Below are 18,903 nucleotides of genomic sequence, written 5' to 3' on the forward strand. Positions count from 1 at the left end.
CGTGTGATGCAACCTGTGGGAAGGGGTCGGTTAGTATCCGGCCCCTTCCCGCGCATTTGTACGTTTCAATATTGGACCCGCAGCCGCAAATCCTTGACTCTGTGCCAGTGAACCGTCGTCAGACTCCGTCACGCCGCTACGAAAAGTACCGACTCCTGCTACTCGCGCTCACGATCGCGAGCGGCGGAATGGTGCTCGTGCATGCGCGGACCGTCTTCACCGACGGATCGCCCGAAGCGGTTCCGGCACCGGCGGCACTCCGACCGGGACCGGAGGCGAACCGGGCGCGTCCGACACCGGCCAATTCGGGGCCGATGGGCTGGCCGACCCCAAGGCTCGACGACACGGCCTGTCAGGTCGCCTTCGGTGAGCTGGATTCCATCGCATATTATCAAGGTACAACGGCGGGTTTCGAGTACGATCTATGGTTCGCTCCGACAGTCTGCCCGACTTGTACACTCGCCACACCGTTTCGGCTTGATTCCGTGCTCGTCACGCTGGTGCAGGCCGATGGAGCACCCGCGGATACCGCATTTCTACGGATCGACATCCGCTGTGCCGCGCTCCAACCGCTGGACTCCTGCGACGGCCCCGGCACGGTCCGCGGATTTCGCGAAACAGCGCTGCCGCTGGCGGGAAATTCCGCGGACGGTTTGGTGGCGGTGAGCCAGCACTGGATCGCGCTCGATTCCTGCTGGATCGACTCTCCGATCTTCGTGCGTTTGCTCTATCTCGGCAATTCGGACAACACTCCCGGGTTGTTTGAGCCGGCCTTCGCGATTGACGGCGGCAACGATCCGGTGATTCCAAGTTGTTCCGCGTGGAGCAATCTCAGCGGCGCGCTCCAGCCCTGGAATTCCGTCTGGACCGCGCCCCCGCCCGGCTACCCGCTTCTGTTGGCGGCCGGAACGTGTAACGCGCAGGCCCCGCCCGCCGTGACTCCCTGTCCCGCGCTTTGCGCGGCGGAACGCATCGGTGCCACGGCGACGCTCTATGACCCGAGTATATCCGGCGTTTGGGCGTATTTCGGTTCGGGCCAGAGTGTCGCATTCCCGTTTCAGCCGACCCGATTCGAATGCTCGCTCTACTGGTCCGCCGGCGGAAGCGCGTTGGACAGTGTGCTCGTCACGGTAAGTCTCGGGTGTGCGACTTTCAACGACATTTGTTGCGCGCCGCTATCCGAACTCTGCTCGGTCTCGGCTTGGGTACAGCGCGGCTCGGCGAATCCGTTCGTGACGCTGCCGGTCTCGCTTGACCTCAGTCCGGCGGCGTGCTGCTTACCCGAGAGCTTCTGGGTAGGGGCTACGCTCGCCGGCGCGGCCGTCGACGACACACTTCCCAGCTTCCTCTTTTCCGCCGCAAGTGCCGAAGCAGACTCCATCCCGGCCTGTGAGCAGTGGCTGAGATCGAACGGAAACTATGCGCATATGCCCGCGTCTGGTCTCGGTTGGTGGAATGGACGGATCGTCGGGAGTTGTGGAACATGCGGTGAACTTCCGCCGTTGTCGTGCCCACCGCCCGAACCGCCGCTGTTCTGTGAAGGATCAACCCCCATCAACTGCACCGCCGCAGGGGTCACGTTTGCCGCCCAAACCAATGCCAACGGCAGCTCCACGGTCACTCGATATTGCGGCGCACCGTGGGTCGAGAGTGGACCCGAGGCCGTTTACTCCACGTCCGTCGGCGATCACACAAGCATCGACATTCGCCTGACTCAACTATCGGGCGGTGATGTGGATGTGTTTGTTCTCAGTGCCTGTGACGCGCATGCTTGCGTGGCCGCCGGAGATTCCACGATCAGTGTGACCAATCTTGCCGCCGGAATATACTACATCGTCATTGACGGGCGAAATGGCGATGTCGCTACCTTCGACATGACCATCTCGTGTTGCGGAGATTGTCCCGGTCAACTCTGTCTTGCCGATCTGGAATTCGACCATCCCCCGGGCAATCGTTACTACGACGGCGAATTTGAGCCGGTAGATGGACATGTGCATTGGTCATACTATGCCGGGACCGGCACGCGACAGCACATCTTGCGTCTCGATCCCCTCTCCTGCACGCTGCTCGACACGATCGGCTGGACGGCCAGCGATGCCTCAGCCGGCCGCGCGCTGGCGTTCGATCCACGTAGCGGCGGCCAATACTGGACGGGAACGATTACGAACTACGCCCTGGGCACCGGTCACCTGTACCTCATCTCGGCCACCGGCAACGTGCTTCAGAACTTCGCCAGCATTCCCGGAATGATCTCGCTGCGTTGGGCCGGGCTGGCCTTCGACGCGGAACATCAGCGGCTGTGGGCGGTAACCCGGGCGGCGGAGAATACCGGCGCGGATACCGTTTACTGTCTCGATGTCTCAAACCCCGCGATTCCGATTCTGATGCGCGGACCCCATCGGCTGACTTATGTCTATACCGGAACCGTGCTCTCCGCCGGCGGTGCGGATTTCGTCCCGCAAATGAACCTGTTGCTGGTGGGTGTACAGGGCAATCCGCAGGACTTCGTGGGTTGCTTTCGCGACCTTGATCCGACATATAGCGGTCCACCTCCCGGACCCGCATTGCATGTCGTGGACTATTGTATTCCGGACAGCAATTCCGAGTCCGGTTTCGGAGTCGCGGCGTTAGAGAATTTCGGTCCGGACAGTCTCGGCGAGCTGCTGCTGATGAACTACAGCGATGCCGCCGGATTTCCGCAGCCGCACTCCGTGTTCAGATATCCGGCGCCGTGCGCATTGCGCGCTCTGCCCTGCGACTCGGTGCGGGACCTGACTTGTCTGCGAATCGCGGATTCGATTCGGCTGCGCTTCACATCGATGGAGGCCGGCATCTACACGGTGTACTCGACGACCGACCGCAATACGGAGGAGTTGCCGCCGGCCGCGCCCTGGACGGCGCTGACTTCTATCGAATTGCCAGCCAATTTCCCCGCCGAAATTATGCATTCGAGTCCGTTCGGCGCGAATTACCGCAGCTACCGGGTCGTCGTCTCCTGCCCATGATATGTAACACTGAATTCCATGCGCCCGCGAAAACAAGAGCGGGCAGGTCATTTCGACCTGCCCGCTCGTCTTATGCTTCCGACCGATAACGTGCTACGTCAGATTGCGTTCCATGATTCGCTTCCACTCCGCTTCCGGAACCACCTCGCTCTCGTCAATCATCATGTTCGGAATGTCATCGACGATCTGGTAGCGGCGACGCGTTTGCCCGTCCGTGGACACCAGCGTGTCCCCGTCCTGCACAAGCGGAGCATGCGAAAGCGGGCAAACCAACAAGGCCAGCAGTTCGGGGTCAAGCTTGGAGAATCCAGTCACGGTCAGGACCTACGCGATCGTCACCGTTTTGTCCAGATACACGTCCTGAATCGCGTTCAACAGCTCCACTCCATCTTTCATCGGCTTCTGAAACGCCTTCCGGCCGCTGATCAGACCCATGCCGCCTGCGCGCTTGTTGATGACGGCGGTCTTGACCGCGTCTTGCAGATCGTTCTTGCCCGACGCACCGCCGGAATTGATCAGTCCCGCGCGTCCCATGTAGCAATTCACCACCTGCCAACGCGTCCACTCGATCGGATGATCCGGAACCAGTTCACCGTAAACCTTCTTGTGCGTCTTGCCGAAGTTCGGCAGCGCATTATATCCGCCGTTGTTCTCCGGAGCCTTCTGCTTGATGATGTCCGCCTCAATCGTCACGCCGAGATGATTCGCCTGACCGCTCAAATCCGCCGAGACGTGATAATCCTTGTCCGCCTGCTTGAACGCGGAATTCCGCAGATAACACCAGAGCACCGTGAACATGCCGAGGCGATGCGCTTCCTCAAACATGACCCGCACTTCCTGAATCTGCCGCGCGGATTCATCCGAACCAAAATAAATCGTCGCGCCGACGCCCGCCGCGCCCATGTCAAACGCCTGTTCGATCGTACCGAACTCGATCTGATCGGCTTTGTTCGGGTAGCTCAGCAACTCATTGTGATTGAGCTTGACGATGAACGGAATCTTGTGCGCGTAGCGCCGGCTAACCATGCCCAGGACGCCCAGTGTCGAGGCCACCGCATTGCAGCCGCCCGCCATCGCCAGTTCACAAATATTCGACGGATCGAAGTAGATCGGGTTGGGCGCGAAGGACGCCGCGCCCGAATGCTCGATGCCCTGATCAATCGGCAGAATCGAGACATAGCCCGATCCCTGCATCCGACCCGATGAAAACAGCCGTTGCAGATTGACCAGCACGCCGTTGGAACGGTCGCTCAACGAGTACACCCGATCTACAAAATCGCCGCCCGGCAGATGCAGTTGGTCTTTGCTGATCCCTTTGCAGGTGTAGGTCAGCAGATCGCCTGCCTGTGCGCCAAGTATGTCGGTGACCTTAGATGCCATATGCTCCTCTTAATGTTCCGCTTAAGGTTGTAAGTATAATAGTATAGCGTTTTTCTATGGCGGAGTCAAGTCCAATTTCGGACCGCCGCCGCCACAGGCTGGACCGTTCACCTCCCGTCCATCCTTCGGAACCGGGAGGCTTGACAAACGTTCAATAAGTGAGTATATTGACATCTGAACACGCGTTCACTGATTTGGCCTAATCATCGCTTGGCCTTCTTTTTTAACCCTTGATTATTCATCTGTTCAGGTCCTACCATGCGTATCGAAGAAATCGACGAAGCCGTCGAGGTCATTGCCCTCTTCCAGACTGGAAAACTGTCGCCTCTCAAATTCCGCTGGAGGGATCGGGTCTATCGGGTCCAGCGAATTAACGGCGGCTGGAACAGCGACCTTGGCGCTGTCCGTATGCATCATTTTGCCGTGATGAGCGACGGTCCTGATGTCTATGAATTGGTTTACAATGAACGTGCTCATGACTGGAAGATCAACCGGATTTCGGTCTCCTGACCGACTCGCCTCCCATGAACCATAAGATCATCTTTCTTCTCGACATGGATCAGTTCTTCGTCGCCGTCGAGATGCTGCATTATCCGCATCTGCGCGGTAAAGCCGTTTCCGTCGGCGGCGGATTGAGTGGCCGCGGCGTCGTGAGCACGGCCTCCTACGAGGCCCGGCGCTACGGCGTGCGCTCGGGCATGAGTTCGCTCGAAGCGTTGCGACTCTGCCCACATCTGATCTTTGTGAAGCCGGACTTCGACAAGTACGCCACGGTCTCCAAGCGTGTGTTCAAGCTGCTGCGCACGTACACCGATCGCGTGGAGCCGGTGTCCGTCGATGAGGCATTTATGGACGTGACAGATATCTGTCGGGATGAAGACGCGATCGAACGGTTGGCAACGAAGATCAAACAGGAAATTCGCACGCAAGAGGGCGTTACCGCCACAATCGGAGCGGGCGCCAACCGTTATGTTGCCAAGATGTCCAGCGGGTTGCGCAAGCCCGATGGATTTACTTACCTGCCTCCGGACCGCGTGGCCGACGCCTATCGCAACCTGCCGGTCGGAGACCTGTACGGTGTCGGCCCAGCCACGCGCGCGGCTCTGGAGCGGCTCGGAATTCGCACCATCGGTCAGCTTGCCACATTCCCCGAGTCCGTTCTAAAACAGCGCTTCGGCAAGTTCGGCCCCGAGCTCTCCGCCCGCGCGCGCGGCGAAGGCAGCGACGTCGTGAGTCCGCCCGATGAGCAGCCGGACGAAAAATCGGTCAGCAACGAGAGTACATTCAGCAGGGACCTGAAGTCCGAATTCGAGGTGCTGGCGCGGCTGCATGACCAATGTGAGCGAGTCGCACGCCGCGCGCGGGCCGCGGGCATGACCGGAAAGACCGTGACGCTGAAACTGCGCTATGCCGGATTCGAGACGGTCATGCACAGCCGCAAACTGCACCGCTACGTGCAAAATGAGACAGACCTCTACCCCGTCGCCGCCAGACTATTCTCCGAGGTGTACCAGAACGAACGACCGGTGCGCCTGATCGGGATCGGTATTTCCGACCTGCTGCCCGCCGACCGCATTCAACAACAAGATTTGTTCGTCGAAAGCCGCGACACCAGCCAGATCGCGGGAGTCTTCGACGACATCAAGGACAAATTCGGCGACGACGTGATCGGCTACGGAACGGCCCTCGTGAGCGGCAAGGGTTTGCTGCGCGCCGGCACGCATCGCGGCATGCGATCGTTCAATCCGTTTCACGCGCCGAATGGCGTGTAGGCCGGCATCGAACCGTACTGAAACACAACAGAGCGAGCCGCGCGGCTCGCTCTGTTCGGATCCAGACCTTCTCCCAGGTCGAGGAGTGCCTACTTCATCAACACCATTTTGGCCGACTGCACGACCGAACCGGCCTCGAGCCGCGCGAAATAGACACCGCTCGCCAGATTCGTACCGTTGAACTCAAGCCTGTGCATTCCGGCGGTCAGCGCGTCGTCCACCAGCGTCGCCACGTCGCGACCCAGCACATCAAACACGGTCAGCTTGACATGGGCGGCCGACGGCAAGGCGAATTCGATAGTCGTGGTCGGGTTGAACGGATTCGGATAGTTGCCGTGCAGCTCGACCGAGGAAGGCAGTTCGCCCGGACGATCCGCCGGGACATCCTGCACTTCCATCCACGTCAGCACGCGTTGCAGCACATCGCCGTAGCTGTCCGTCCCCGAGTTTCCGCACGCTGCTTCCAACGCGAAGGCAAAGTAGGCCAGCTTGTAGGCGCCGGAATAAGACACCGCTGCGATGCCGCCATTCTGATAGTCCATCAACTCCTCGCCGCCATTCGTCGGCAGAATCCGCGACGGACTGCGCTGCCCGTTCGACGAGCACGAACCCTGCAACAGCAAGCTAAGGCCGTCGGAAATCGGGTTGCCCGTCGCGCCGAGTACGCGACGATCGCCGTTTAACTGCTCACTTTGCGCGTGCAACACGTCCGCATAGAACGGCGCATCACGCAAGTCCTCGTCGATGTACTGCCCGGCCAAAATCAGGTTGCGACCGGCATTCAGGTAGTTCGTGATGCCGGTTTGTTCGGCAGCGGTCAGGCTCGTCAGCGAGTCGTCGCCGCAACTCCAGAGTACTGTTGTGTAGTGCATGAGTTCGACATCCGTGACTGCTCCGTCGAGATTGGCATGCCAGACATCCCAACTCACTGCCGCATCGGTCAAGCCCGCTCCGTAGTTCACATCATACAGCGCGTCCACGTCGTCATCGACCAGCAGCACACTCGCGCGGCCCAAGCGGACCGTGGTTGACATGACTTGATGATAACCGTTCGGCGCCTCAAATTCAACGGATAGTTCTGCATCATAGGCCAGATTCAACTCCAGCGCGCCAATCGTGAGCACAACAGGATTCGACTGATTGTTGATCGATTGACCGGCCGGAACATTGCCCAGCGTGATCTCACCGTTACTGACCGACACATTGGGATCGCCGGAGGTAACGATCATCGTGATATCGACGCCGTCCGCCCAACCCGCTTCGTTCGCGCAGGTCAACACCACCTGACCGGATTCGCCGCTCTCCAGACGTCCGTCGCTGTCACCACCGCTGGCGTCGTTCACGGTCAAGTCGGTCAACGACAGGCGCGGGAAAAATTGCGCAATGGCATTCCGCGCGCTGGCGCGGCCGTGACCAAGCTTCGTCGGCGGTTGAATGCTCGGGTTCTCGTCCGAGATGTCTTCGCAGGTCTCAAACATCAGGTCACGCAGTTCGGCGTTGGTCAAGGTCGGGAAGATCGACCAAATCAACGCGGCGCAGCCGCCGGCATTCGGACTGGCCATCGACGTGCCGTCATAGGCCTGATAGCCGTCGATCACCGTGCTCATAATGCTCACACCCGGCGCGCACATCTCCGTCCACGTGCCGCGATTTGACCAGCTCGCTAACACATCGTTCTGGTCCGTCGCATTCACGGCGATCACGTTTTCATAGCCGGCCGGATAGTGAATGCTCTCGACGCCGTCGTTTCCCGAGGCCCCGAAGTTCATGCAGCCCTGCGCCCAGGCCGAATTCAAGGCCTGCTGCTGCGGGCTGGAGAATCCCGGACCGCCGTAGGACATATTGATGATCTTCGCACCGTTGGCCGCCGCGTAAACGATCGCCGGAGTGGTCGCGCTCTCCGGCATCAAGCCGTTGCCCTGACTATTCAGGAAGCCCGCGCGCAAGCACATCAGTCGGCCTACCCAAGACGCTCCCGCGCAGCCGACGCCGTTATTGCCATGACAGGCCATGATGCCGGCGACGTGCGTTCCGTGCGCCTCCATCCCGAACATGTCGTTGTCCATGTTCGCGTCGCAGTCTTCGCCTGACGCGCAACCGCCGATATTGCGAATGAAATCCCAACCCAGAAAATCGTCCTCATAGCCGTTCTCGCCGTCATCCCAGCCGTTGATGTCCTCGGTGTCTCCCGGATAGTCCGTGTAGTCATAGCAGACGTCGTCGCTGTCGAGATCTTCGTCCGGATTCACCCAGAGAATATGCCATAATTCCGGATGGGCGGGATCCAAGGCAAGGTCGGGATGATTCCAGTCCACGCCAGTGTCGATGCCGGCCACGATGATGTCGCGCGACCCCGTGGAAATATCCCACGCCAGGTCTTCGCCCATGATGCGCTTGTCGTACTGCGAATTCCAGCGCGGATCGTTAGGCGTGCGATCCGCACGGTACAGCAAGTCCGGCATCGCGAAATTCACATACCCGACCTCGGCGAAGCGATCAATCACATTCAGAACCGGATACTCCGCACGGAAGATCAGCACGTAGGTCCGATATAGATCGGGCGGAACCCGCAAGCGATCCAGCGATTCGTCGGGAACGAGACGGAAGCAGCTGCTCACTTCAAATTCGCGACAGAGGGCGTCGAATTCCGGCAGCCCGAGCTGCACAATGCCACTCTGGTCGAGGGCCGGGATTCGCGGCCCGATATCGACCGTCAAATCGACGATCATCCGGCCAGTCAGGTATTCGCACGTTGCCCATTGATCCGATACCCGAGCACCCGCCAGCGTTGCGAGTGAAAGCATCATCAGAAGTAGAAATAACGTCCGGCGCATTGAGGGGGTGTTCTCCGGCGGAATAGTGGCGGCTCCCGAAAGAGCCCAAATGAAGAATTAGCAATTCAATAAGCTACGGAATGACGTGGAGAATGTCAACCGGGGAGCGGTACCGGGACTATTGTTCGCCAAAATCGCGCCCCTGCATAAATTGCTGTTTACTTGTGATTTAATTGTGCATGCGTTGCAGGAGTAATACGCAGATTATGCATTGGCTGCGCGCATCCCGAACGGTCCCTCTGAGTGGACAGAAATGCAAGAGGACGCGCCCGCGCGTCCTCTTACCTAATGCCTCCCGAAGGTCCAAGCAGGTCGGCGTCCTCCGGCCGCCCGGCGGCGACCTACTTCACTGCCATCTTGGCCGGAATCACACGCGGCGTTACGAACACCAGAATCTCGGTCTTGTCCAACGTTTTCGCTGAGTAGCTGAACAGCTTGCCGAATAACGGGATCGCGTGAAGCAGCGGTACCCGCCGCTCCAGCAGTCCATCCTTCGAGCGAATCACGCCACCGATGACTACGGTCTCACCGTCCTTCACCATCAGCGTCGTATTCACCTCGCTGGTCAGGATGATGATGCCACCGGCAACGGTCGCCTCGCCCGAGAGGTCCGAGACCTCGGGATTCAACGTCATCAATACGTCTCCGCCCGGGATGATCTGAGGCGTCACCGTCAGCTTCACCGCCACGTCGTAGAACTGCGTGATCAGATTGCCAGACAAATCCAGCACATTGATCGGGATGCGTTTCCCCGACATCACCTTCGCGGATTCATTGTCGTTGATCAGCACCGATGGCTGCGACAAAATCTCGGCCTTGTTATTCTCCTCCAGCGCGCTGATGGCGGCCTGCAATTCGACTCCATTCTCCAGTCGACCGAATGTGAAACTGCCGGCCGGATCGCGCACACCGAGATCCACCTCGCCGCCCGCCCGCGTATTGGAGAGCGGATTGTACAGATTGCCGAGGGACCAGTCGATCCCCAGCTCGCGCGCGCTCTTGGTGTCCACTTCGATGATCTTCGCTTCAATCAAGACCTGCCCCGTCGGCTGGTCCAGCTCGCGAATCACGGAGTCCAAACGCAGCACCACCCGCGGAATGTCGGTCACAATGAGCGAATTCGCCCGCACGTCGGCCTGAGCCTTGCCGCGCTCGGTCAACAGCTTGCTCAGCGTGATCGCCAGTTTTTCCGCGCGGGCGTACTTTACCGGAAATACGTCCGTCTGCAACGGTTCGAGCTTGGCCGAGGCGTTGAAATCCTTGTGCGTGGACACGCGAATGATCCCGTTATCCTCGACCGCCACGAAATCGTTCATCCGCAGGATGTTGTTCAGCGCGTCACGCCACGGCACGTCATGCAAGAGCACCGTGACCGGACCCTTCACCTCCGAACCCGCGACGATGTTCATCCCCGAAAACTCAGAAATGCTGCGCAGCACTGTGCGGATGTCCGATTCCTCGACGTTCATCGAGATCCGACCGCTGCTCTCGCGAACGTATCCCGATTGGGCCATGGCCGGCACCATTACCGCCAGCACCGCGATCAAGCCCAATGCGTACCCAACTCTTGCTTTCATATCTTGCACCTCTACCCCGCCCTCGGGGTTATGCGGATTCGTTAGATTCGATCGATGAATCAGCTCTGTGCCTTGTCCTTCAGCTTCTCCGCCGAGGCGACTTTCAGCACGATCTGCTGGTAATCGCCGAATTCGACCAGGTCAAAGACCGCCTGCGATTGCGTCACAGCCGTCATCCGACCATTGAATACGGGATCACCCTCATGCAGCAGGAAGTTATTGCCGTCCTTGTCGCGCACCATCGCGACGTACTCGCCATCCGACCACACCACGCCGGTCAAAACCGCTTTCTCCATGCGAAGCAGATCGGTCTCGATCTCGCCCTCCTTGCGCTCGTCGATCACCAGCGCGCGAAATGGATCACGACGACCGTTGGACACGTACTCGACCGGAGTCTCGCGCCGGAATACCGTACGCTCCAAATGTACCCGCCGCGTCCCGCCCTGAAAGCTCGTGATCAGCGTGTCCGACGTGATGCCCAGACTATCGACTCCCGACAGCTCGGTCGAGAGGACGTCCGGACTGCTCTCCGCGCGCTCCGTCGGATCGTCCGCGGGGTCCGTCGCCGCCGGTTCCGGCGCGGCTGTGGTGACCGTTTCGGGATCCGCGAACACAGGAGGCATGAACGCCGCCGCGACAAGCACGCCGATGGTCAAGCAAGCGAACAGGCTTCGTGTCGGTGAAACTCGGCTCATTACGCACCCCCCTTCGGCTTCTTCTGGCCGGGTCGTTGCTGCCCCTTGCTCTCTTCCTCCCTCGACTCTACCGTGACCGGCGAACCGAGGCTCTTGAAGATATAGATGGTGGCGACGAATTCCGCGTCCACCGTCTCGTGGCTGCGACCTTTCGCGGGCTTGTACGCCGTCAGCTTCAGATTCGACACATTCACTATCCGGTCCAGAGCCGCCACCGCGGACATGAACTCGCCGAGATTATGGGTCGTGGAGCGCGTCTTGATCTGAATCGGATTCTCCCAGTAGTACGCCTGCTCCAGCGGGTCCTGCGGACGAAACAGCAGGAAGTTCAAGTCATTCTCCTGACCCGCCAGCGTGATGCTCTTCAGCAGACCCTCCATTTCGCGCTGCGTCGGCAACAGCTCCTGAGCGATCTGCCAGCTCTGCATGAGACGCGCATAGTCGTCTTCCACGGTCCGGAAGTTTGCGGCGATGCGCTTCCCCTTTGCCAGCAGCTCCGTCTCGCGGTCGATATCGGTCGCGATCTTTGCGATCCGGTCCGCCCGCGGTGTATGCACGAAATTCAGATAGGCGTAAACCACGCCGAAGGTCAACGTACAGACGATGATCCACTTCTGAGTGGTCTGATTTCTTAGATTGATGGCCATGATGGTTGCGGTTAGTTCACGGCGCTACTGAAACATCGTCGTATCGACCGCCGGGAGCGTAAAGTGCGTCCCCGGCGAGACCGTCACGCCGCCCGACCAGCGGAACGCCTTGTCCCGCCAGAAGTAGCCGACGCTCATGTCCGCGACGTACTCGTAGTGATCGGGATTTTCCTGATCGCGACCGAGAAATACTGACCGTTCAAAATAACCGGCCGCGTTGGACTCGACCCAGCGGTCCGGACCCAGATACGGATTCTCCGAGTTCGGATCCGATTCCAGGATCACCTGCACGCCGGACACGCCCCGCGTATGCGAAGCATCCGTGTAAACGTATCCCGAGATCTTCGCCGAGCCGTTCCAGTCGTCCTGGCCCTCGTCGCAGCCCGGCAAGCACGCGACCAGCAGCCACAGGGCAACGCCGACGCTGAACAACTTCCGATTCATCTCTGCCTCCGTTTCCCGGTTGATCCGGGCTTATTTCGATGTCTCTTTCTTCAGCTCGTCTTCCGCCTTGCGCTTCGCTTTCAGCGCCGCGGCACCCTTCGCCAGCAGGTTCTCCGGCTTCGGCTGCGTCTTCGGCGACAAGCCCAATCCCGGATACCCGCACTGTAAGGTGAAATTCGTCACCGCCACATCCGCAATCATCCCCTGCTCGCTGACCAACAAGTCGACTCCGCGCACACCCTCCACTTTCAACAGGTTGCTCATGAGCTGCGAGACTTTCAGATTCGAGCTCGTCACTCCCGCCACGTTCATGCCCGGACCGCGGGGAGTCTGCACTTCCGCAAGCGACGTGATCCACGTCAGTTCCGGCAGCGCGTCGTTGACGAGCTGGAGCAGCTTGATCCGGGCGAAGCGGTTCTTGTCCAGATCCGAGATCACGTCAATGCGCGCCGATACGTCCGCGCGCTTCGCCGTCAAATCCTCAACCAGCGCGATCTTGTCCCGGTACACGTCGGCCTCGGACTTCACTTCGGCCAACTGCCGATTCAAGTCGGTCAGCTGATTCTCCTGCGCGATGTGCGCGATCGCCATCCCGAGAATCACCGCCGAGATGCCCACGATCGGAACGATGGTGCCGGCGCCGGCATAGCTGGCCGTCCGGGCGCCCGGACGATCCTGCGGCAACAGCAGATTGAATCCAAAATGGTCGTCGGTCAACGCTCGCAAGGCCAAGCCGATCGCCGCGGTATATTGAGGCGCATTCTCCGGCGGGGCATCGCCCGCGCTCCCGGACTTCAGTTCCAGATTGCGGAACGGATTCGCCGTCTCCACCTCGCAGCCCAGCCGCGTGCGCAGGGACGCCTCCAGCAACGGCAGGTGCGCCCCGCCGCCGCACAGCACCACCCGATCCACCGGGTGATCCGCGATCGCCCCGAAGTGCGAGGGCAACCCGCGCTCGATCTGCTCCGCGATCTTCTCGGCAACGCGCCGCGCCACGGCCAGCACGGCTTCGCGCTCTTCCTCGCTATGCTGCGACTTCCCCAACAGCGCCGTCGCCTTGTCAAACGGAATGCCCTGCTCACGCATCAGCCCTTCGACATAGGACTTGCCGCCGATATTGAAGCTGCGCGTGCTCTCGAATTGCGCGTGGTCGAAAGTAGTAACGTCCGTCGATTGGAATCCAATCTGGATCGCCGCCACCACAAGGTTTTCGTCGAGATACCCGGCCTCCGACAAGGCCGCCTGCAGCGCGAACGGCTCCGCTTCAAGGATCGTCGGCCGCGCCCCCGCCCACGCGATCGGCTCCACCGCGTCGAACACACGATCGTTCTTCGCCGCGACCAGCAGGACGTCCATCCGACCCGATTCACTATCCTGACCCAACTTCGCGAAGTCCAAAGAGACTTCGCTCAAGTCAAACGGCAGATTGCTCTTTGCCTCGAACAGAATGGCGGATTTCAACTCCTCATCGCTCATCTCTTCCGTGGAGATCCGCTTGATCATGACGCGCCGCCCGGCGACCGAAAGCGCCACCGGCTTGCCGCGCAGCTTGTGCTCCTGCAACAGCTCGGAAATCTTGTCACACACGAGCTGCGAGTCCATCACCGTGCCCTCTACGACGGCATCGTGGGGCAGACTCCGGGAATCGACGCAGTCCACCGCGATTCCGGTCTTCCCCGTGCGCAAGACGGCAAGCTGCACGCCCGAGCTGCCGACGTCAATGCCAATTCCAACCTTTGTGCGTCGCGTCATTTGCAGATTCCTTTACACCAGTGGGATCGTCATCGAATTCGCCGTCGGAGTCGACGTCGCCCGCGGCTTAGCCTCTGCTTCGCCTCCGACCGGCCGACGCGGCAGGACCACCGCGAATTCGCTACCCTGACCCGGAGCACTTTTCGCCCGGATTCGCCCGCCCATTGCCTTGACAAATGTTTCTGTGATCGCCAGTCCCAGACCAATGCCGGTCGCGCTGCCGATCGCCGCCGAACCCCGATAGAAACGATCGAAAATGTGCGGCAACTCGCGCTCGGGAATGCCGACGCCGTTGTCGCGCACCCGGATTTCCAGCCAGTCTTCCGCATCGTCGAGTTCCAACTCCACGCGGCCGCTGTGCATCGTATGTTGCACGGCATTCTGCAGCAGGTTCAACACGATGCGGTACATCGCTTCCGTGGAGCCGAACAGCGGGGCCGCGTCGTCCGGGATCCGCGTAATGATCTGAATTTCCCGCCGCTCCGCTTCCGCTTCACACCGGCGAACGGCGCTGCGAGCGCATTCCACCACGTCGATCGCACCGCCGCGCAAGTCAATCTCCGCGGTGTCCAGCTTGCGCACGTCGAGCAGGTCCTCGATCAACTTTGATAGCTGATCAATCTCGTCTTCGATGACCCGCACATAGCGCCGCCGGCGATCCGCATCCAACTCGTTGGCCTGACCCAGCGTGTAGATATAACCCTTCACCAGTCCCAGCGACGTCCGCAGCGCGAATTCCACGGACTGTTCATGCGCTTCCGCCGTGTCCCACATCTTGCGTTCCAGCGTCACCTCGTGCGAGATGTCGCGGGCAATGCCGGAGATGTGCGTCACGGCATGACCCGCCAGGTGCGGGGTTTCCAGCGCTTCCGTCGTGACCCGCTCTTTGTCGATCGTCTGATAGACGCGGGTGGAACGCAACGGCGCGCCGGTCTTTAACAGCTGTCCCAGCGTGCGCTCGGCATACTGCCGCGACTCGCGATCCATCCAGTTCGTCAACAACGTGCCGAGCAGCGCCTCGCGTGGCTGCTTCAGCATGCGGCAGAATTGCCCGTTCACGTCGAGGATCACTCCGCCCGGACCCAGCAGGTACACCGCGTCGTGCGTTCGGTCGAGGATCTCGTGCCAGGCGGCGGCGTGTTTCCCGCTCTGCTTGTCATCGCTGACGTTGTTCAAACCCCGGCTCCTCCGGCCGTTCGTGTCGATAGGATCCGATGAACTACCGCCAACAACTCGGTTGGCGAAAACGGTTTGGTCAGGTACTCCACCGCGCCGTGCCGCTGCCCTTCGTGGCGATCCACACTCAGCCCGCGCGCCGACAGAAACATCAGTGGAATCTCCCGCGTGCGCGGATCGGCGCGCAACTCAGTCGCGAACGTGAAGCCGTCTTCATGAGGCATGCTGACATCCGATATGATCAGGTCCGGAGCCGTCCGCGCCGCCAATTCGAGACTCGCCTCCGGATCCGTACTCAGGACCGTTTCGAAGCCCTCGCCCTGCAGCGCAAAGCCCAGCAGCTCAAGATAGCGCGGATCGTCATCGACGATCATGATTCGCGACATGTTCGGTGGTTACCCTTCTTTGCTCTGGCTGAGACCGACGCCCGTGGACCAGTCCGCAAGCGCCATGCAACGGCGATCGTCCATCGTGACTCGATTCAGCGGTCCAAGCAACTCGATGGCCGTGTCCAGTGTCAGTGCATCTGTATTCTGCGCCGCAAGCACGACCAGCGGTTGCAGATAGTCCAGCATCCCGCCGATATTCAACTCCGTCCGCCGGCTCAGGTACTGAAGGACCTCTGCTGGAAGCTCGATATTCCCGCACTTCCCGCGCAGAATATCCAGTCTCGCGTCCGTCGGATACGCCGTGATTTCCGCCGAGAACCCTGAGTCCAGAAGGGCTCGGAGGGCCGGAATTGTACTCACGGAGATCGCGCTGTGCTCCCGGGACATCAGATAAGCGGACTTCCGCTTCTTCTGTAATGCCTGCAACGTCTCCGCCAGTTCGCGTTGAACCCATTCGCGTCCGTCCAGCCATTCCAGCTCATCCAGCAGCAGCAGGTCAAGTTCGCGATACAGATAGCGGAACAGATTCAGCTTGCCGTCCCGCACACTCTCGTACAGGTGATCCGCAAAGCGCCGCGCCGTCGTCAACAGCAACCGGCCCAGTGGATTCTGCGCGCTCGTTGCTTGTGCCACCGCATGCAACAGGTGAGATTTGCCGCAGCCCGGTGCGCCTCTGATCAGTCCAAAATGGGAGCCACCGTCCATGCTCGTCCGCGCCGGGTCCCGGAGCAGGCTCACGGCGTGTTCATTCGCCGGACACACGACCAGCTTGTCCCACGTCCACTCCGGATTCAGCGGAATGCTCTTGGCCATATGCCCGACCCGATCGTCCTCGCCGAGCAGGCGCGAGCGCAGTACGGTGCTGACCTTCGGCTGCGACGTTTCATCCGCGGCCTCCGGTTGCGCGCTCTCGCCATAGTGCAGAAACACGGCGTGCTCGATCGCGTCAACTCTGCCCGCGAACGGTATCAGCTCGAAATCCGTGACCGACTTCGCCGCCGCCAGCGCCGCCTTGTCAAGCGGATCGGCCATCACCAACGCCAAGGTGTTGCCGCTCCGACGAATCGGGATCATGGAGTACCGGTGCGCAATCCGGGCCGGCAGATGACGCGTGGCTTCAGGATCGATCTCCACGTCCTCGAGTTTCAGAAACCGCAATTGGTAAAGGTCAGAGTAAAGTGCAATCAAGTCCGCTTCACTCAAGAGTCCCAGACGGATTACCACGCGCTCGGGTGTCTGCGATTCCTCCTGGCATACCTGCGTCACCAGCGCGAGCTGCTCGGGCTGCAACACCTGTCGCTCCGATAACCAATCCAGAAAACTCCGCTGCGGACTTGTCACAAGCAGTTCCTTCTTAGCGCGACGATCCAGCGGCCGCGACCAGCGGTCCACGCAAGACATGCTGTGCATCTTCGGCCGCCCAGAGCAAGGCTTCGGGAGCCGTAAATCGTGTGGCCTCCAACAGCAGCACCGAGTCGTTGAGACCCAGCGCGAGCAACAAATGAACATGGGTACGATACATGCGCAGGTCGGCGGCCGTGCCGTCCGCACCGGCCCCGACCCAGAATTCGGCCAGGCGCTCCCGGCTCTGCACATCCCGCGCCGTGGAATAGCGCAGACCGAGTCGGTCACCAATACTCACGCTTTCGATTCCCGGCACCCGACTCTGAATGGACTTTACCCACGCATGCAGCGCGCGGTCGGCGTCGGATTCAGGGACATCCGATGTCGCGCGTCCCGCATCCCGCCACAGCCCTTGATCCGCCAGAATTGTCGCCGTGGCCAATCGAATGGTTCGCAGCGGCGGCAGCGTGCCCGGCTCGTAGAAGAAGGTTCCCGATTCCAAACCCGCGATTTCGTAAATCGCCGGGATCCCCTCCGTTTGTCGGGCGCCCTCTACGGTCATCGCATGCACGATGTCGCCGCGCACCCACCACAGCGCCCCGATCACCATCGATGACCGCACACGCAAGGCCCCATCGTACCCGCCGATCGCACACTCGTTGAATTCGCGGCGGATTGTCCCCGCGACGATCCGGCCCGCGGTCGTGTTCCGCTTCGCCATGCCCTTGCCCTCGCCCGGTTTTACAAATTAGACCCCGACGCCCTCACTGGCCGACAGCCGGGATCCCGACGTGTTGATCCCGCGCATGGCCATCTCCACATCGTTCGGATTGTTCGCGTTTTCGATCGCAATATCGTGGGAAATGATGCCCTGCCGAAACAGGGTCAGAATCGACTGATCAAACGATTGCATGCCGTGAGTGCCGCGATCGTCTTCGACCAGACCGGGCAACAGGTTCATCTTCTCCGGCTCGGCAAGGCATTCCTTGACCGCTGCCGTAGCGATCAAACATTCCACCAGCGGAACCCGACCCGGTCGATCGCTGCGCGAAACCAAGCGCTGGGAGATGATCGCCTGGATCGTCCCGGCCAGAATTGACCGGATCTGCAACTGCTCGTTCAGCGGAAAGAAGGAGATGATGCGGTTGATGGCCTCTACGGCATTCACCGTGTGCAGCGACGTCAACACCAGATGCCCGGTTTCCGCAGCCTGCAGCGCTACTTTCATCGTTTCCGGATCGCGAATCTCGCCGACCATGATGATGTCCGGATCTTCGCGCAACGCGTGCACCAGGGCTGCGTAAAAACTGTTCGTGTCGATCCCGACCTCGCGCTGCGCAATCAGCGACTTCCGATTCGTGAAAATGTACTCAATAGGATCTTCAATTGTCAGGATATTCGTACTGCGCGCGTTGTTAATGTACTCAATCAACGAGGCCAGCGTCGTGGACTTGCCGGAGCCCGTCGCGCCCGTCATCAGCACGATCCCGCGCCGGTACTGTGCGATCCGCTCCAGCACCGGGGGCAACATCAGCTCGGCAAAATTCGGAACCTGGGTCTTGATCGCGCGAATCGCCATCGCCGGCACGCCGCGCTGAAAATAGCAGTTGACACGCGTGCGGCCGTGGCCGGGTACCGACGCCGCCAGATCGAGCTCCTTGTCGCGCATGAACACCTCAAGCTGAGCCGGCGTCAGCAGCTCCTTGAGAAACGCCTCCATCTCCTCCATCGAGACGCGCTCGGGACGCGTCGCGAATAGGTCCCCGTTGATCCGCAATACCGGAACCGCGCCGCTGCGCAGATGCAGATCCGAGGCTTTCTTTACGAATAGCAGCTCCAGTAGTCCGCGAATGTCCATTTGTCCTCAATACGACTGAGTGTGACGTGC

16 protein-coding genes are annotated in these 18,903 nt (G+C 60.4%); 3 read left to right on the forward strand and 13 right to left on the reverse strand.

What is annotated here, in order from left to right; translation table 11 throughout:
- Positions 1–101: 101 nt before the first annotated feature.
- Entirely contained in the window at positions 102–3,005 is a 2,904-nt protein-coding gene (locus HZB60_06445; GenBank protein ID MBI5059403.1) for a PPC domain-containing protein, read from the forward strand.
- A 93-nt stretch (positions 3,006–3,098) separates the two neighbouring features.
- Here HZB60_06445 and HZB60_06450 read toward each other — a convergent pair whose 3' ends face one another.
- Positions 3,099–3,320 carry a hypothetical protein gene (locus tag HZB60_06450; protein MBI5059404.1) on the reverse strand — a complete coding sequence of 74 codons (222 nt, stop codon included), beginning with the start codon at positions 3,318–3,320 and terminating at the stop codon, positions 3,099–3,101.
- 9 nt (positions 3,321–3,329) lie between these two features.
- A complete protein-coding gene (locus HZB60_06455) occupies positions 3,330–4,385 on the reverse strand; it encodes a class I fructose-bisphosphate aldolase (protein MBI5059405.1) in 1,056 nt (351 codons plus the stop codon).
- Between the two features lie 258 nt (positions 4,386–4,643).
- On the opposite strand from HZB60_06455, the gene HZB60_06460 reads away from it, so the two are divergent.
- Positions 4,644–4,895, forward strand: a complete 252-nt coding sequence (locus HZB60_06460; GenBank protein ID MBI5059406.1) for a hypothetical protein — start codon at positions 4,644–4,646, stop codon at positions 4,893–4,895.
- 14 nt (positions 4,896–4,909) lie between these two features.
- A complete protein-coding gene (gene dinB / locus HZB60_06465; protein MBI5059407.1) occupies positions 4,910–6,157 on the forward strand; it encodes a DNA polymerase IV in 1,248 nt (415 codons plus the stop codon).
- An 89-nt stretch (positions 6,158–6,246) separates the two neighbouring features.
- Here dinB and HZB60_06470 read toward each other — a convergent pair whose 3' ends face one another.
- From HZB60_06470 to HZB60_06520, 11 genes are all read right to left on the reverse strand, one after another.
- Positions 6,247–8,964: a S8 family peptidase gene (locus tag HZB60_06470; GenBank protein ID MBI5059408.1), complete on the reverse strand. Its 2,718-nt coding sequence runs from the start codon at positions 8,962–8,964 to the stop codon at positions 6,247–6,249.
- Positions 8,965–9,332: 368 nt separating this feature from the next.
- Complete coding sequence (pilQ, locus tag HZB60_06475) at positions 9,333–10,568, reverse strand: type IV pilus secretin PilQ (GenBank protein ID MBI5059409.1); 1,236 nt, start codon at positions 10,566–10,568, stop codon at positions 9,333–9,335.
- A 59-nt stretch (positions 10,569–10,627) separates the two neighbouring features.
- Positions 10,628–11,263 (reverse strand): hypothetical protein, encoded by a 636-nt coding sequence (locus tag HZB60_06480; protein ID MBI5059410.1) that lies wholly within the window; start codon positions 11,261–11,263, stop codon positions 10,628–10,630.
- The gene (gene pilO / locus HZB60_06485) at positions 11,263–11,910 is read right to left on the reverse strand and encodes a type 4a pilus biogenesis protein PilO (GenBank protein ID MBI5059411.1); all 648 of its coding nucleotides are present in this window, start codon (positions 11,908–11,910) and stop codon (positions 11,263–11,265) included. The genes HZB60_06480 and pilO overlap by 1 nt, the downstream gene beginning before the upstream one ends.
- A gap of 24 nt (positions 11,911–11,934) precedes the next feature.
- Positions 11,935–12,354: a hypothetical protein gene (locus HZB60_06490; GenBank protein ID MBI5059412.1), complete on the reverse strand. Its 420-nt coding sequence runs from the start codon at positions 12,352–12,354 to the stop codon at positions 11,935–11,937.
- A gap of 30 nt (positions 12,355–12,384) precedes the next feature.
- Positions 12,385–14,106 carry a type IV pilus assembly protein PilM gene (gene pilM / locus HZB60_06495; protein MBI5059413.1) on the reverse strand — a complete coding sequence of 574 codons (1,722 nt, stop codon included), beginning with the start codon at positions 14,104–14,106 and terminating at the stop codon, positions 12,385–12,387.
- Between the two features lie 12 nt (positions 14,107–14,118).
- Entirely contained in the window at positions 14,119–15,282 is a 1,164-nt protein-coding gene (locus HZB60_06500; protein MBI5059414.1) for a PAS domain-containing sensor histidine kinase, read from the reverse strand.
- Positions 15,279–15,668: a response regulator gene (locus HZB60_06505; protein ID MBI5059415.1), complete on the reverse strand. Its 390-nt coding sequence runs from the start codon at positions 15,666–15,668 to the stop codon at positions 15,279–15,281. The genes HZB60_06500 and HZB60_06505 overlap by 4 nt, the downstream gene beginning before the upstream one ends.
- Before the next feature lie 9 nt (positions 15,669–15,677).
- Positions 15,678–17,081 (reverse strand): hypothetical protein, encoded by a 1,404-nt coding sequence (locus HZB60_06510; protein MBI5059416.1) that lies wholly within the window; start codon positions 17,079–17,081, stop codon positions 15,678–15,680.
- Positions 17,026–17,736, reverse strand: coding sequence for a DUF4388 domain-containing protein (locus HZB60_06515; protein MBI5059417.1), 711 nt, complete (start codon positions 17,734–17,736; stop codon positions 17,026–17,028). The genes HZB60_06510 and HZB60_06515 overlap by 56 nt, the downstream gene beginning before the upstream one ends.
- Before the next feature lie 27 nt (positions 17,737–17,763).
- Complete coding sequence (locus tag HZB60_06520; GenBank protein ID MBI5059418.1) at positions 17,764–18,873, reverse strand: PilT/PilU family type 4a pilus ATPase; 1,110 nt, start codon at positions 18,871–18,873, stop codon at positions 17,764–17,766.
- Positions 18,874–18,903: the final 30 nt, after the last annotated feature.

Source organism: candidate division KSB1 bacterium (assembly GCA_016214895.1).
In the GTDB taxonomy this organism is placed as follows: Bacteria; Electryoneota; RPQS01; order RPQS01; family RPQS01; genus JACRMR01.

Coding starts and splice junctions, on each gene's coding strand:
- HZB60_06455 (MBI5059405.1), bottom strand. CDS start 4,385: ATGGCATCTAAGGTCACCGACATACTTGGCGCACAGGCAGGCGATCTG.
- HZB60_06460 (MBI5059406.1), top strand. CDS start 4,644: ATGCGTATCGAAGAAATCGACGAAGCCGTCGAGGTCATTGCCCTCTTC.
- dinB (MBI5059407.1), top strand. CDS start 4,910: ATGAACCATAAGATCATCTTTCTTCTCGACATGGATCAGTTCTTCGTC.
- HZB60_06470 (MBI5059408.1), bottom strand. CDS start 8,964: ATGATGCTTTCACTCGCAACGCTGGCGGGTGCTCGGGTATCGGATCAA.
- pilQ (MBI5059409.1), bottom strand. CDS start 10,568: ATGAAAGCAAGAGTTGGGTACGCATTGGGCTTGATCGCGGTGCTGGCG.
- HZB60_06480 (MBI5059410.1), bottom strand. CDS start 11,263: ATGAGCCGAGTTTCACCGACACGAAGCCTGTTCGCTTGCTTGACCATC.
- pilO (MBI5059411.1), bottom strand. CDS start 11,910: ATGGCCATCAATCTAAGAAATCAGACCACTCAGAAGTGGATCATCGTC.
- HZB60_06490 (MBI5059412.1), bottom strand. CDS start 12,354: ATGAATCGGAAGTTGTTCAGCGTCGGCGTTGCCCTGTGGCTGCTGGTC.
- pilM (MBI5059413.1), bottom strand. CDS start 14,106: ATGACGCGACGCACAAAGGTTGGAATTGGCATTGACGTCGGCAGCTCG.
- HZB60_06505 (MBI5059415.1), bottom strand. CDS start 15,668: ATGTCGCGAATCATGATCGTCGATGACGATCCGCGCTATCTTGAGCTG.
- HZB60_06510 (MBI5059416.1), bottom strand. CDS start 17,081: ATGCACAGCATGTCTTGCGTGGACCGCTGGTCGCGGCCGCTGGATCGT.
- HZB60_06515 (MBI5059417.1), bottom strand. CDS start 17,736: ATGGCGAAGCGGAACACGACCGCGGGCCGGATCGTCGCGGGGACAATC.
- HZB60_06520 (MBI5059418.1), bottom strand. CDS start 18,873: ATGGACATTCGCGGACTACTGGAGCTGCTATTCGTAAAGAAAGCCTCG.